The organism is Clostridium arbusti SL206 (assembly GCF_000246895.1).
GTDB classification, from domain to species: Bacteria; Bacillota; Clostridia; order Clostridiales; family Clostridiaceae; genus Clostridium_I; species Clostridium_I arbusti.
In genome coordinates this window covers 1-16,112 of sequence record NZ_BAEV01000029.1, presented here as the reverse complement: position 1 = coordinate 16,112, position 16,112 = coordinate 1, and the positions used below count along the sequence as shown (strand labels likewise).

15 protein-coding genes and 1 pseudogene are annotated in these 16,112 nt (G+C 28.5%); all 16 read left to right on the top strand.

The window, feature by feature from the left end; translation table 11 throughout:
• Nucleotides 1–50: 50 nt before the first annotated feature.
• A complete protein-coding gene (sigG, locus tag RH99_RS07285) occupies nt 51–824 on the top strand; it encodes an RNA polymerase sporulation sigma factor SigG (RefSeq protein WP_010235980.1) in 774 nt (257 codons plus the stop codon).
• Nucleotides 825–1,264: 440 nt separating this feature from the next.
• Nucleotides 1,265–1,525, top strand: coding sequence for a YlmC/YmxH family sporulation protein (locus RH99_RS07280; RefSeq protein WP_010235978.1), 261 nt, complete (start codon nt 1,265–1,267; stop codon nt 1,523–1,525).
• A 59-nt stretch (nt 1,526–1,584) separates the two neighbouring features.
• The gene (gene nrdR / locus RH99_RS07275; RefSeq protein WP_010235977.1) at nt 1,585–2,049 is read left to right on the top strand and encodes a transcriptional regulator NrdR; all 465 of its coding nucleotides are present in this window, start codon (nt 1,585–1,587) and stop codon (nt 2,047–2,049) included.
• Between the two features lie 81 nt (nt 2,050–2,130).
• A complete protein-coding gene (pgeF, locus tag RH99_RS07270; protein ID WP_010235976.1) occupies nt 2,131–2,841 on the top strand; it encodes a peptidoglycan editing factor PgeF in 711 nt (236 codons plus the stop codon).
• A gap of 19 nt (nt 2,842–2,860) precedes the next feature.
• Entirely contained in the window at nt 2,861–3,559 is a 699-nt protein-coding gene (locus RH99_RS07265) for a response regulator transcription factor (RefSeq protein ID WP_010235975.1), read from the top strand.
• Nucleotide 3,560: 1 nt separating this feature from the next.
• A pseudogene (locus RH99_RS07260) lies at nt 3,561–5,257 on the top strand (ATP-binding protein).
• A 124-nt stretch (nt 5,258–5,381) separates the two neighbouring features.
• The gene (locus RH99_RS07255) at nt 5,382–7,550 is read left to right on the top strand and encodes a methyl-accepting chemotaxis protein (RefSeq protein ID WP_010235970.1); all 2,169 of its coding nucleotides are present in this window, start codon (nt 5,382–5,384) and stop codon (nt 7,548–7,550) included.
• 120 nt (nt 7,551–7,670) lie between these two features.
• Nucleotides 7,671–8,573, top strand: a complete 903-nt coding sequence (locus tag RH99_RS07250) for a phosphate ABC transporter substrate-binding protein (protein ID WP_010235967.1) — start codon at nt 7,671–7,673, stop codon at nt 8,571–8,573.
• A 72-nt stretch (nt 8,574–8,645) separates the two neighbouring features.
• A complete protein-coding gene (pstC, locus tag RH99_RS07245; protein ID WP_010235964.1) occupies nt 8,646–9,536 on the top strand; it encodes a phosphate ABC transporter permease subunit PstC in 891 nt (296 codons plus the stop codon).
• Nucleotides 9,536–10,420, top strand: a complete 885-nt coding sequence (gene pstA / locus RH99_RS07240) for a phosphate ABC transporter permease PstA (RefSeq protein WP_010235961.1) — start codon at nt 9,536–9,538, stop codon at nt 10,418–10,420. The genes pstC and pstA overlap by 1 nt, the downstream gene beginning before the upstream one ends.
• 11 nt (nt 10,421–10,431) lie before the next feature.
• The gene (gene pstB / locus RH99_RS07235; protein ID WP_010235958.1) at nt 10,432–11,181 is read left to right on the top strand and encodes a phosphate ABC transporter ATP-binding protein PstB; all 750 of its coding nucleotides are present in this window, start codon (nt 10,432–10,434) and stop codon (nt 11,179–11,181) included.
• A 79-nt stretch (nt 11,182–11,260) separates the two neighbouring features.
• Nucleotides 11,261–11,917, top strand: coding sequence for a phosphate signaling complex protein PhoU (gene phoU, locus RH99_RS07230; RefSeq protein WP_010235955.1), 657 nt, complete (start codon nt 11,261–11,263; stop codon nt 11,915–11,917).
• 254 nt (nt 11,918–12,171) lie between these two features.
• On the top strand, nt 12,172–14,355 hold the full coding sequence (locus tag RH99_RS07225) for a purple acid phosphatase family protein (RefSeq protein WP_010235953.1): 2,184 nt from the start codon (nt 12,172–12,174) through the stop codon (nt 14,353–14,355).
• Nucleotides 14,356–14,498: 143 nt separating this feature from the next.
• The gene (locus tag RH99_RS19685) at nt 14,499–14,846 is read left to right on the top strand and encodes a hypothetical protein (RefSeq protein ID WP_243441467.1); all 348 of its coding nucleotides are present in this window, start codon (nt 14,499–14,501) and stop codon (nt 14,844–14,846) included.
• Nucleotides 14,812–15,651, top strand: coding sequence for a YibE/F family protein (locus tag RH99_RS07220; RefSeq protein ID WP_243441466.1), 840 nt, complete (start codon nt 14,812–14,814; stop codon nt 15,649–15,651). Before RH99_RS19685 ends, RH99_RS07220 begins: the two co-directional genes overlap by 35 nt.
• A gap of 9 nt (nt 15,652–15,660) precedes the next feature.
• Nucleotides 15,661–16,112: class B sortase (locus RH99_RS07215; RefSeq protein WP_010235952.1), on the top strand; the 452-nt coding region annotated here is incomplete at its 3' end.

Sequence of the window (16,112 nt, the reverse complement as noted above, 5' to 3'; positions counted from 1 at the left end):
TTTCCCGAGGGAATAATTTAAATGCTATTATTCTAAAGGGGCTGATGATATTGATGATCAATAAAGTAGAAATATGCGGTGTTAATACCTCAAAACTTCCAGTGTTAAAGGAAAAAGAAATGAGAGAATTATTGCTGCGAATGAAAAATGGCGATATAAGTTGTAGAGAAAAATTCATAAGAGGAAATTTAAGGTTAGTATTAAGTGTTATACAAAGATTTAATAATCGTGGAGAAAATCCAGATGATTTATTCCAAGTTGGATGCATTGGATTAATAAAATCAATAGATAACTTTGATTTAGGCCAAAATGTTAAGTTCTCTACATATGCAGTTCCCATGATAATAGGTGAGATAAGAAGATATTTGAGAGACAATAATTCTATAAGAGTGAGCAGATCGCTAAGGGATATTGCCTATAGAGCCTTGCAAGTGAGAGATAAACTTATTGGCGAGAATAACAAGGAACCTACAGTTTCTCAGATTGCAAATGAACTTAAAGTTCCAAGAGAAGATGTTATATTTGCATTAGATGCTATTCAGGATCCTATATCTTTATTTGAACCTATATATCATGATGGAGGAGATGCCATATATGTAATGGATCAAATTAGTGATAGCAAGAATCTAGATGATAGTTGGCTTGAAAATATATCCATAAAAGAAGCTATGAAAAAATTAAATGATAGAGAAAAACTTATATTAAATATGAGGTTTTTTGATGGAAGAACGCAAATGGAAGTAGCGGATGAAATAGGAATATCTCAAGCTCAAGTTTCAAGACTAGAAAAAACAGCTTTAAGACATATGAGAAAATACGTATAAAACTGTGTAAGTATCGATAAAAGGTACGTGAAAGTAAAATAATAGGTCAAATGTACTATAATGGCTTATCCTTTACTCAAGCATGTTTAAAATCGCTATGAAATAAAAGTAATAGCGATTTTTCTATTTTCATAAATATCAATAAATCCTAATAAATAGAAGCTTGTTTATACTACTCAGTTTATATAAATTATAAAATTTAATAATAATAGGGTAATTATATTGAATTTATATAATATAATTTTAGTATAAGGCATATTCAAATAAATAACTAGTCAGTATGCTAGTCTATTTTGAATCCTACTACGTCAACAGAACCTTCTGATAGCACCACTATCATCAGAACCTGTTTCCTTGTATAATTCAAAATATACGTCGCATCTTTCACTTGTTATTTATTTTCACATGCCTAATAGTTTTTGATATAGGGGGGGATAATTATGGAGTCTACTATGTATTCTTTAAATAGTTTAAGATCAATGGAAATAATAGATATAAATACCGGTTGTAAACTTGGTTATATAAAAGATTTAGTTGTAGATTGTAACAATTACAAGGTTATTTCTGTTTTAGTTCCAAATCAAAGTACTGGATGGTTTTCAAAAAATAATGATATAGAAATTCCATGGGCAAAGATAACTAAAATAGGTGTAGATGTTATTTTGATAGATGGCACGGACATACTATATAATAATGATTGAAGATGTTAGGAATTTAAGTGTATAATATAGTTATTATCTATACAAAGGATGTGAAGACATTGAAATGCCCATTTTGCGGATTTGAAGATAGCAAAGTTATTGATTCTAGGTCTACAGAAGATAATATGGCTATTAGAAGAAGAAGAGAATGTTTACAGTGTAATAAGAGATATACTACTTATGAAAAAATTGAAGATATCCCAATTCTCGTAATAAAAAAAGACTCTAGCAGAGAATTTTTTGATAAATCAAAAATAATTAATGGGCTTATAAAGGCATGTCAAAAAAGACCAGTTTCTAGAAAGCAAATAGAAGATATTGCAATTGAAGTAGAGAAGAATTTGAGCAATGAAATGCTTACAGAAATAAAATCAGATTTGATTGGCGAAGTAATTATGGAAAAATTAAAGGAAGTAGATGAAGTTTCTTATGTTAGATTTGCATCAGTATACAGGCAATTCAAGGATATTAATACTTTCATGGAAGAGATAAGTCATCTTCTAACAAATAAAAAATCTAAATAGGATATTCGTCTGTTAAATTCATGTTAATAATATTAATTTTGGATTTTAGGAATTTTATCTATGTTAAAATAGAGGTGTAGAATGAAAAGTATAATTGATGATTATGAGTTTATAAACTTTAAAGACGATAATATAGAAATTAATTTTTCTACTGCAAAGAATAATCTCGATTTCAATATGTCAACTTCTAAGGGATTAGATAATTTGGAAAACATAAAAAAGTGGTTTTCTGTAAATGAAGTAGGATATCTTAAACAAACCCATAGTGACAATGTATATATATACGATGGAGTTGTCCATACGGGTGATGCCATTATTACAGACAAGCCTAATGTTGCTATTGGTGTATTTACTGCAGACTGTGTACCTGTATTGATTTACAGTAAAACTAAATCAATACTAGCAGCAGTGCATAGTGGCTGGAAGGGTACATTTCTTGAAATTGTGCAAAAGACAATAGAAAAGATTATAGATGTTTATTCTGTGGATATTAATGATATAAAGGTATATATAGGACCTCATAATAAAAAATGCTGCTATGAATTTGGAAAGGATGTAGCTGAGCAATTTTATAAAAAGAACATATATAAGGACATAAATTTTTATATTAATGGAAAACTTGATTTAGAAGCATGTATATTAAAACAACTTGAAAATGTTGGAGTACCTAAGAATAATATAAAAACTTTAAATATTTGTACATTTTGCAATGAAGAATATGAACTTTTTTCATATAGAAAACAAAAAATTAATTATGGAAGGTTGTATTCTTTTATATATATGAAAGCATAATATTGGAGGTATAGTTTTTATGGCTGGAGAAAAAATTTTAGTTGTAGATGATGAAGAACACATTGTAGAATTAATAAAGTTTAATTTAGAGAATAGTGGTTATAAAGTAATAAGTGCTAGCAATGGCAATGAAGCTGTTAAACTTGCTAAAAGTGAGGCTCCTCAACTGCTATTGTTAGATTTAATGATTCCAGGACTTGATGGCTATGATGTTTGTAGAGAGATAAGAAAAGATCCATCTATTTCTGGAATGCCTGTAATTATGATTACAGCTAAAAGTGAGGAAATTGATAAAATACTTGGATTAGAACTTGGTGCAGATGATTATATAACTAAACCTTTTTCTATAAGAGAGATGCTAGCAAGAGTAAAGGCTATACTAAGAAGAGCAAAAACTCAATATTCTGATGATACATATACTATTGCCAACATAAATATAGATTTTCAAAAACATGAAATTATAAAAAATGGAGAAAAAATAGAATTAACATTAAAAGAATTTGAATTACTTCAAATTCTTATAAAAAATAAGGGTATAGTAATGACTAGAGACTTTTTACTGGATAAGGTGTGGGGATATGAGTATATGGGAGAAACAAGAACCGTGGATGTACATATAAGACATCTAAGACAAAAAGTTGAAGATGATGATAAAAACCCTAAATACATTGAAACTATTAGGGGAATTGGATATAAATTCAACTACAATGGTGAATAAAATGAGAAAGAAACTTATAATTTATACTTTAAGCACTATATTTTTTATGTTAATACTGGTAACTATAATTTTTATATCAGTTGTTAACTATCAATATGAACAAAACATAAAAAGTAACCTTAAAAATAATAATAGATCTATTATTAAGATGCTAGATATTAGTAATCTGAATAATATTTTAAATAGAGAATATATTAACTCAGATATAAGTGTAACAGTAATAGATAAATCCAATAAGGTTATCTTTAATTCAGATAAAGATTTTAAGGAATCCTTGGTTAATAGTAATTACTTTGAAATAGAAGAGGCAAAAAAAATAATGAATCACATGCCATAAGATATAGTAGTACATACAATAAAAATGTTATGTATTCAGCTATAAAGTATAATGGTTACATTATAAGAAGTTCACAATCTTTAAAGTTTATAAATACATTAGAAAGTGAATATATAGAATATTATTTATTTATGGTATTAACAACTTTTGTAATATCTATATGGTTTGTAAAAAAGTTATCTAATACAATCATAAAGCCAATAAGAGAGCTAGAAACAATTACTGAGATGGTAGATAAGGGCGAAATTAAGAAGAATATTATGATTGATTCAGATGACGAACTTGGAAGTATAGGAAAAAAGTTTAATAATATGGCAGAGAAGTTAAATGCAACCATGAAGGATTCTCTATATAGGCAAAATAGAATGGAAGCCATACTAAAGAGTATGGAAAGTGGAGTCATTGCCATAGATAAAAATTATAGGGTTATTATGGTTAATCCCTATGCTAAAATGCTATTTGGTATAGATGGAGATATAATTGGTGAAAATCTTATAAATAGTATTAGAGATTTTGAGATAGAGGAGCTCTTTAAATCCGATGCTAGCGGATTTAAAGAAATAAAAATATTATGGCCTAAAGAAAAAGTTATTAGAATCAAGACTACGGATATACTTAATCAGGAAAAAAATATTGGTAAGGTAGCGGTATTTCAAGATATAACTGATATTAGAAAACTTGAAAATATGAGATCTCAATTTGTAGCTAATGTATCTCATGAATTAAAAACTCCTTTGACATCAATAAAGGGATTTACAGAAACTCTGAGATTTGTTGAAGATACTAAAAAGAAAGAACAATTTTTAGATATAATTGATGAAGAAGCAGAAAGATTAACCCGACTTATAAATGATATTTTAAGTTTGTCAAATATAGAAGTACAAAAAGAAATGAAGCAGGAAATTTTTTATATAGATGAAGTTATAAATAATGTATTCAATTTATTAATAAACACAGCACAGAGTAAAAATATAGTAATGACTATTACAGAAAATCAACATATAGAACTTTCGGGGGATAAGGATAGATTCAAGCAGATGATAATTAATTTGATTGATAATGCAATAAAATATTCTGAAGATAATGACAGCGTATTTATAGAAGCAAAATTGAAAAATAATATTTGTGTTATATGTATAGAGGATACAGGACTTGGAATATCTGAAGAACACATAAAAAGATTGTTTGAAAGATTCTATAGAGTTGATAAAGCACGTTCTAGGGCAAAGGGTGGTACAGGTCTTGGCCTTGCTATTGTAAAACATATAGTTTTGAATTTTGGTGGAACTATTGAAGTTAAAAGTGAATTGGGAAAGGGAAGTAAATTTATTATTAGACTTCCTTATAAGAAGATGGTGTAAAATCCATCTTTTTTATATTATATTATATTTAATAATTAACCTTTAATTAACAATAGTTAAAAAGATATTAACATAAATAGGTTAATATCTAAATATATAACTAAAGATTAAAGGAGAATTTTATATGAAGAGAAGTTTTACCAATTTTAAAGCCATACTAAAATGTAAAAATTATATATTAAGTAAAATAAATGGTAATTACAATTTGAAAGAAATTAAAGATGTAATAAAGAAAGATAGAAAAATTTTTAAAAAGAATACCATATTAGAAAATTCTATATCTCTAAAAATAATAGGAATTGTATCTTTATTTATTATAGTAACCATGATAATAGTTGGTGGAATTATATACGGTATAAGCTACAATAAAATGCTTAACATGAGTAGAGAAAATATGAAAATTATATCTGAGGAAATAAGCAATAATTTTGATAGCCTTATATTAGTACAGAATAGTGATGTTGAAAAAATTTCTGCTGATAGTGATGTAAAAAGACTTACTTTGAGTATAGGCAACTCAAAAGACAATTTTCAAAAAAATAACAGTAAAGATATAGAGGATGTGAGAAATAAGCTTAAACAGTATGCATCTACAAATAAATATGATGAAAATATATTTGTGGCAGACAAGAATGGAATTATTATTACTTGTAGTAATGATGATTTTTTAAGATTTGATTTAAGCAATAATGATTATATGGGTCAAGCGCTTAAAGGAAATAAAGTTATGAGTACAGTATACACTTCCATAATATCTGTGAAGCCAGTAGTTACATTTGTAGAGCCAGTAAAGGATAGCAGCGGAAATGTAATAGGAGTTGTTGGGAAAAATGTTTTTACAGATTATTTTTCATCTAAATTTGATAAATTTAAATTTTTAAATTCAGGATATGTATTTATTGTAGATGAAAAACAAAATACTATATATAGTCCCATTAAAAATAATATTAATAAAAAAGTTGATATTAAACCTATATATAATTTGTCCCAAAATAAAAATTTTTTAAATAATAGAAATTCAAAATACTTGGAGTACTCCTATGAAAATAATAAATATTATGCTAATTGTACAAGTATACCTGAATTAAAATCACTTATAGTTCTCACTGTTAATGAAAATGAAATTAACAGTGCACCTAAAACTTTAGGTATTACCATAATAATTTTAAGTTTTATCTTGATTATAATTGTAACTCTATTGTTAAATATAATTATAAAAAGAATCTTTGAACCTATGAACTTGTTAATTAGAAATACTTATGAAATATCTAAAGGAAATCTCACCATAGTAAATGAAATAAAATCTAAAGATGAAGTAGGTAAACTTACTTTGAGTTTTAATAATATGACATTCAATTTAAAAAATCTTTTGCTTGAAATAAAGAAATGTATGGGTAGTCTTATAAATATAAATAATATAGTAAAAATTGCTCAGAAAGATACTATTACAGGAATGAAAATTATAAATGAAAGTACAGAAAATATTGCGGAGGATACTATGAAAATTTCTAATGCCATAGAGTGGAGTTTTAATTCCTTTAGCAAAATAAAGAATAAACTTCTAAATATTAAAACTGAGTCCGAAAAGGTTTTGAAGGAAGCTATTAATATTAAGAAAATAAATAAACAGGGAATTCATACTATAGATGAATTGAAAAATGTTAATGTAGAGTCAAATAAAAGAATGGACGATGCCACTGATTCTTTTAAGAAATTAAATAACAACTTAAAAAATATAGCCTGTATTGTTGAAGCAGTAACAAATATATCAAAGCAAACGCATATACTTTCTCTGAATGCTTCTATAGAAGCTGCTAGATATGGAGAAATGGGCAGGGCATTTAATGTAGTAGCAGTAGAGATAAAAAAATTATCTCAAAATATTTTTTTACAAATGAATAAAATAGATCAAATTGTAGAATCATTAAATCTAGATATGAATATGGCACAAATAAAAATACAAAGTGCAAAGGAGGCCACATTAGTTCAGTCTAAATTTGTTAAAAATACTATAGACAACTATAATAATATGCTAAATTCTACAGAATATATAGTAAATTATATAGATGAGACAAATGAAAATATAAAAACATTAAATAGTGAAAATGATTCTGTATATGAAAAACTAAATGAAGTTAAAGAAGCCTATGAAGATTTTAATACCTCTATAGAAGTAGTAAAACAAGTAGTATCAGAGCAATATGATGGTACAAAAAACATGAATACTATTATAAATACAATGGAAAAAAACACTGAAAATATTGTTGTAAGTATTAACAAATTTAATGTATAAAATTGGAATGTTAAATTTTATTAACATATGTATAATATTAGATTAACTTTCATTTGATAATATTATTTTTGTAAGGTAAATGAAAACAATATTTTTTATAGTTTGAATGGAGGAACCTTTATGAAAAGTAAAAAGCTCAAATTTGTGGTAACAGCAATGGCTATTACACTACTAGCTGGATTGTTTGTAGGTTGTGGAAAGAGTGCATCTTCAAATAATGCTAGTGAAAATTCAACAGGATCATCACAAGGAGTTTCAGGGTCTATAACAATTTCAGGATCTACAGCGCTTCAGCCTTTAGCAGAAAAAGCAGTAGACGGATTTAAACAAAAGAATCCAGATGCAACAGTAAATGTACAAGGTGGAGGTAGTGGTACTGGATTAACACAGGTAAGCCAAGGTGCAGTGGATATCGGAAATTCAGATATTTTTGCAGAAGAAAAACTAGACGCAACTACTGCTAAAACTCTAACAGATCACAAGGTTTGTGTTATAGGATTTGCTGTAGTTACTAGTAAAGATGTAGACGTTACTAACTTGACAAAGGCTCAAATTAAAGATATATTTACAGGTAAAGTGACAAATTGGAATCAAGTTGGTGGAAAGAATTTACCTATAAATGTGGTTCATAGAACAAGTGGTTCTGGTACTAGAGCTACATTTACAAAGACAGTGTTAGATGGAACTAAAGAAAAGGACGATATAGGAACTACTCAAGATTCAAATGGTGCAGTTAAGACAGCTATGTCAAAAACATCAGGAAGTATAAGTTATTTGGCTTTATCTTATTTAACTGAGGATGTTAAACAAGATATAAAGGAAGTAAAAATAGACAATGTTGATTCATCAAAGGAAAACATAACTGAAGGAAAATATCCTTTCTGGTCTTATGAACATATGTATACAAAGGGAGAACCTAAAGGAATATCTAAAGCTTTTATTGACTATATTGTTAGCAGTGATAATAAAGCTTTAATTGAAAAATTAGGATATATAGCTACTAGTGATATGAAAGTAAAATAGTAGATATTTTAGACTGGCTGCATAGTAGCCGGTCTAATGTATTGTAAAATTAAATTATTTGAGGTTGATTACATGGATAAAAGAAGTATTTGGAAAAAAATTAGAACAGAATATTTAGGTAGAGGATTTTCTATACTTTGTGGATTATTAATAGTAGTATTGACATTATCCATAATATTTTTTGTTGCTTCCAAGGGAATAAGAATATTTACAAAGGATCATTATTCTTTGTCACATTTTTTATTTAATTCTAGTTGGAAACCTGATTCTGAAAAACCTGAATTTGGTTCGGCAATTTTTATTGTGGGTTCCACACTGGTATCTATTGGTGCAGTTGTAATAAGTGCTCCTATAAGTATAGCTTTGGCAATTTTTATGAATTTAATATCACCGAAATTAGGAAAGAGGATTCTTCAACCATCTTTGGAATTATTTGTAGGAATACCATCAGTTGTATATGGCTGGGTTGGAGTTCTAGTTCTAGTTCCCTTTGTTAAGAGAATAGGTGGTGGAGTTGGTTTTAGTTTAATAGCGGGAATATTGGTGCTTAGCATCATGATACTGCCAACAATTGCAAGCATATCTTCAGATGCAATAAAAACTATACCAAAAGATTACATAGAGGCTTCTTATGGCTTAGGTGCTACTAGATGGCAAACTATTTATAAAGTTATTATTCCAGCAAGTAAAAATGGAATTTTAACAGGTATTGTACTTGGTATTGCTAGAGCCTTCGGAGAAGCACTAGCTGTTCAGATGGTTATAGGTAATACATTAAAGTTTGCTAATAATCTTACATCACCTACAGTTACTTTAACTAGTATATTGACTATGAGTATATCTAATACTGTTGACAATACTCCGTGGAATGATGCACTTTGGTCAATAGCACTTATACTTTTAGTAATATCATTTATATTTATAGTATTAATAAGACTTATTGGAAGAAGGGGTGAAGCATAATGAAAGCTAAGACTTGTGATAAAATAGCAACTATAATATTATATATAATATCAGCTTTTATAGTTTTACTTTTAGTAAGTTTTATAGGATATATTATTTATAATGGTAGGGATTCATTAAACTTGAGCTTTTTAATTGGAAATCCTAAAATAGCTGAGGCGGGTGGTGGAATAGGTCCACAATTATTTAATTCATTCTATATGTTAATTATATCACTTATAATAACTGTACCTATTGGAATAGGCGCTGGTATATACATGTCACAGTATGCTAAAGAGGGAAAGGTATTAGAGATAATTAGACTATGTATTGAAACTATGGCATCTTTACCTTCTATAGTAGTTGGTTTGTTTGGACTTTTAGTTTTTGTAACAATGACCCACTGGGGATACACCTTACTTTCAGGAGCATTAGCTATAACAGTTATAAACCTTCCAGCCATGACAAGAGTAAGTGAAAATGCCATAAAAGCATCTTCGGCAAAAGTAAAAGAAGCTAGTCTTGGACTTGGAGCAACCCAATGGCAAACTATACAGAAAGTAATACTTCCCTCTGCAATGCCACAAATATTAACTGGTATAATTTTAGCTGCAGGTAGAATATTTGGAGAAGCAGCAGCACTTTTATATACTTCAGGTATGAGTGCACCTATTTTGAAATATAGTAATGTAAGTCTAATAGATAAATCATCACCATTTAGTCTTTTTAGACCAGCAGAAACTTTAGCTGTTCATATTTGGAAATTAAATTCAGAGGGTATGATTCCTGATGCTGGGAAAATAGCTACAGGTTCATCAGCAGTATTGGTAATAATGGTTTTACTATTTAATATTTTAGCAAGAATAATAGGAAATAAAATATATAAGTCTTATAGTGGAAAGTAGGGGGAACTAAAATGGGTATAATTAAGACTAACAATTTAAATTTATACTATGGAAATGTTCAAGCACTGAAAAATATTAGTCTTGATATAGAAAAAAATTCTGTAACTGCACTTATCGGCCCTTCAGGATGCGGAAAGTCTACATTCTTAAGAACAATTAATAGAATGAATGATCTTATTGAATCTGTAAGAATAGATGGAGAAGTGTTATTTGAGGATAAAAATATATATAAGGACTATGATGAAATACAACTTAGAAAAAGAATAGGAATGGTATTTCAAAAAGCAAATCCTTTTCCTATGTCCATATACGATAATATTGCCTATGGACCAAGAATACATGGCATAAGAAATAAGGGTAAATTAGATGAAATTGTAGAAAAAAGTTTAAAGGGTGCTGCACTTTGGGAAGAAGCAAAGGATAGACTAAAGCAAAGCGCAATAGGATTATCAGGAGGTCAGCAGCAAAGGCTATGTATAGCTAGAACCTTGGCAGTAGAGCCAGAAGTTTTACTTATGGATGAACCTACTTCAGCACTAGACCCAATATCTACATTAAAAGTTGAAGAACTAATGGATGAATTAAAAAAGAAGTATACTGTAATAATAGTAACCCATAATATGCAGCAAGCTGGAAGAATTTCAGATTATACAGCTTTCTTCTTAAATGGGGAAGTTATTGAAAATGGGAAAACAGAAAGTATATTTTATAAACCAGTGGATAAAAGAACAGAAGATTATATTACAGGTAGATTTGGTTAAATTTATGTAATTGAATTTTAATTTAAGCTTGAATTAATTTCAAAATTAAATTAATATTTTATAAAAAGAGGTGATTTCAATGCCAAGAAAAGTCTTTGACTTACATTTAGAAGAAATGCATACTGACCTTTTGAGAATGGGAAGTATGGTTGAAAAACAAATATTTCAATGCATAGAGTCTTTAGTTAATCACGATATACAATTAGCACAAAGTGTAATTGACAATGATGATATAATTGATGATATGCAAAAGGAAATTGAAAATAAAGCTATAAAACTCATAGCAATGCAGCAGCCCTTAGCAGTTGACTTGAGAAATATATTTACAGCTACTAAGATTGTAACAGATCTTGAAAGAATAGCGGATCATGCTGTAGATATAGCAAAAATAACCAAACGATTAAATACTGATAAGTATATAAAACCGTTAATAGACATTCCTAAAATGGCAAATATAGTTAAAGAAATGCTTAAAGTTTCACTTGATGCCTATATAAAAGGTGATATTGATTGTGCTTATGACATATGCAAAAAAGATGATGAAATAGATGCTATTTATAAACAGATTTTTAGTGAATTCTTACTAATGATGATGGAGAATCCTAAAACAATAAATCAAATAACACAGTTTTTATTTGTTTGCAAATACTTGGAGAGAATAGCAGATCATACTACGAACATTTGTGAATGGACTATATACCTAGTAACAGGTGAACAGATAGATTTAAATGAATAGTAGATGGCTGGTTTTGAAAACTAATTAGTTTTTAAAACCAGCCATTTTTTATTTTTTTGAGAAACTTTTACTCTTAATTATTTTATATAACTTATGTACATGTTTTATTGGATGAATCGTTAATTTAAAGTTAAGCAATGTAAAATAATGACTTGTAATGTAAAAACACCTTAATAATAGTTTCTAGATTCGTTTTTATAAATTATACTTTAGATGAAAAGTTTTAGTATATACAATGAAGGGGGACTATAAGTATGTTAAAAAGAATAGTAGTTCTATTACTAACCACTACTATATTATTTACAACAAGCATTACTGCGATTGCAGCAAGTAATGATGGATGGACGGAGGCAAGTCGAACAGAAGCTGCAAAAAATGGAGCCTGGGATAAATGGGTTAAAACATGGGACACAATAAAAAATAATCCTACAGAAATGTCATTGACGCCTGGAAAAAACGCAACCGAATTAAACTTTGCATGGTACTCAAAAGATAGTGAAGGTAATCCTAAATTAAAAATTGGCAAAAAGCAAGATATGAGTGAGGCAAAGGAGATCGCTGTAACTACAAAGGATATAGCTACTAATGCATATAAATCCAATAAAGCTACTGCCACAGGTTTGGCAGAAAACACAACTTATTACTACAGTTACCAAATAAATGGTGCTTGGAGTGCTGCTACTCCTTATAAAACTCAAAGCACAAAGAGTTTTAGCTTTTTATATATTGGAGATCCACAAATAGGTTCTTCTAGTGGTAACAATGCCACTGGTACAAGTAGTTCACAGGGTCAAGATGCTGCAGTAAGAAATGATAGTTTTAACTGGAACAACACTATAAATACAGCATTAAAAGTACATCCAAATGTAAGTTTTATGCTTTCAGTAGGAGATCAAATCCAAACAACAAGTGCTAAGAATAACGAGCAGGATATTGAATATGCAGGATACTTAAGTCCCAATGCATTGAAATCATTACCTGTTGCAACGGCAATTGGTAATCATGATTCAAAAAATTCAAACTATACATATCATTTTAATAATCCTAATGCCTCAACTTTAGGAGCTACAGAAGCAGGTGGAGATTACTATTATTCATATGGTAATACATTATTTATAACTTTAAATACTAACAATAAAAACATAGCAGAGCACAAAGAACTTATTGAAAAGGCTATTAGTGAAAATAAAGATGCAAAATGGCGTGTAGTAACAATCCATCATGATATATATGGATCAGGTGAACATTCCAATGAGCCAGATGTAGTTAATCTAAGATATAATTTAATTCCTATTTTTGAAGAAAATCATATTGATGCTGTTTTGACGGGACATGATCATACTTATTCAAGATCTTTAATATTAAAAGGCGGAGCAAAAGATGAATCTAAAATGATTACTGGCGATGATTTTGATGAAGAATTTAGTTCTTCATTGGAAGGAAAAGAAACAACTCAAAAATATAAAGATTATTTAACAAGCATTGAAGATTCTAAGGCAGTACAGGATGTTACTCTTCAAAATGGAAGCGTAGTGGATCCAAAAGGTATATTATATATGACAGCTAACTCAGCATCTGGTAGTAAATACTATGATTTAGTACAACATAAACAATCTTATATAGCTAATAGATGGCAAGAAGATGTTCCAACTTATTCTACTATTGATGTTGATGAAGTAAGTTTTACAATAAATACTTATAGAACAGATAATGGAGAAAAGATTGATAATACCTTTTCTATTACAAAATCTCTTGATAAATCAAGTTTAAATGAATTAATTGCTGCAGGCGAAGAAAAAATTAATTCTAAGGACACCTATACTACTTCAACCTTTAGTAAATTAGAAAAAACATTGGCAGTTGCAAAAACAATTTCTGATAAAGCAGCTTCTAATTCACAGGAAATTTCTGATGCTTATACTAATTTAAAAGAAGGTATTAATGGTATTGAATCAAAAGGAGATAAAGCAGAGCTAAAAGCTTTAGTAGATAGTACAAAATCTACATTAGATAATGCAGTTGTAGGAACCGATAGGGGACAATATCCTTCTGAAGCAAAAGATAAGCTAAAAATAGCAATTACAGCCGCTGAAAGTACTCTAGGTTCAGAGGATGCTAATCAATCAACAGTAGATAGGTCAGTTGAAAATTTAAATGAAGAATTACAAAATTTTAAGACAAAAGTTATTAAAGAGAATGCTGTAAAAGCAGGAACTTCAGATACTACAGAAACTACAGTGAATCCAATAAGCACAGTAAGCCCATCAACAACTAGTAATAGTAGTACTGAAAAGTTAGCAACTGGTGTCAGTAATGTTAAAACAGGTGATAATTTTAGTATGTATACTATAGTTATTGCAGGCGCATCAGCAGCGGCCTTCATTTATATAAATAGAAAGAAAATAAATATAAAGAAAAGATGTAAGGAATCAAAATAAATATAAGGCATATGAAAATAAATAGACTAGCATACTGAATGTGCCTTAAACTAAGATTTTCTTAAAATTAGTACTAATCAATATCTACAGGAGTATAGACATATACTCCTGTAATTTCAATATAAAATTGGAGGATATGGACTATGCTTTCAAAACTATTTAGTAATAGATCAACTAATATTAGAAGAATAATTATAATGATATTATTTCTAGGATTTTTTGTATTTTTATATTTTTTTAATCAAGTGGAAAGAGTTGAATTAGTTAATCAAAAGGGCACTGGATTTGAAAAAGCCGTAGTTGAAGATGTTGTAAAAGATAATATACAAAAAGATGGGTCACGCGTTGGCAAGCAAGACTTAAAAGTTAGAATGCTAAGTGGTAAACAAAAAGGAAAAATATTAGATGCTACTAGTTTTTCAGGATATCTTTATGGCGCAGATTGCAAAGAAAAATATGAAGGTCATTGTTTCCATAAGTACATCAGGTAATAAGTATGTAGCCTCTGTTTATAGTTATAATAGAGAACCAATTTTATATGGCTTTGTTGCACTATTTATTCTAATATTATGGGCAATTGGAGGGAAAAAAGGACTTAAATCGGCAGTGGGACTTATATTTACATTTATCTGTATTATATTTTTATTTATACCAATGTTATATAAAGGATACTCCCCATTTTTAGGCGCAGTTATTGTAGGCATTTTAACTACTATAGTTACCATGTATTTAATAGCTGGCTTAAGTGTAAAAACAATAGCATCAATTTTAGGAACGATTAGTGGAGTAATTATTGCAGGAGTATTTGCTACAGCTTTTGGATATTTTGCGAAAATATCAGGGTATAATGTGACTGAAGTTGAGGAATTAGTATTTTTAGCAACTAAGACCCATATAAATGTTGGAGGAATTCTATTCGCGGGAATACTTATAGCGTCACTAGGTGCAGTAATGGATGTTAGTATTTCTATCGCATCTACAATAAATGAAATTTATGATAAAAATCAGAATTTAAACTATAAGCAACTTTTTAATTCAGGAATTAATGTTGGTCGAGATATGATGGGAACTATGTCAAATACACTTATATTAGCATTTACAGGGGGAACGATTAATACCTTGATTTTAATTTATTCCTATAGTATGAAATACAATCAAATTGTTAATATGTATTCTGTTGGAATAGAAGTTATGCAAGGAATATCAGGAAGTATTGGAGTCATTTTAACGGTACCACTAGTATCCTTCATAACAGCAAAATTACTAACTAGTAAAGCCATAAAAAGAATTATATAGAGGGAAAGTATGAAGAAAAATATAAAAAAACTTATAAATATAGTTTTGATTATAATATTTGTAGTTTGTTCTTTAATGATAGGTTATAAGTGTTTACAATACTATAAGGATAGTAAAAATTACTCTAAAGTTCAAGTTTTTAAACCAAAAGTGCAGGAGAATATTAAAGATAATTCTAATGAAGAAAAATTAAAACATATTAATATAGACTATAAATTGTGGCTTAATATTCCTAATACAGATATAAGTTATCCAGTTGTCCAAGGAAAAGATAATGAATTTTACCTTCATAATAATTTTTATGGAGAAAAAAGTACATCAGGCACTGTTTTTATTGATTGCAAAAATAATATTGATTTAGATAAAAATATAATTATATATGGACATAATATGAAAAATGGAACTATGTTTAATAAAATAAATAATTTTAAGAAATTACAAGATTTTAATAAAGGAACATA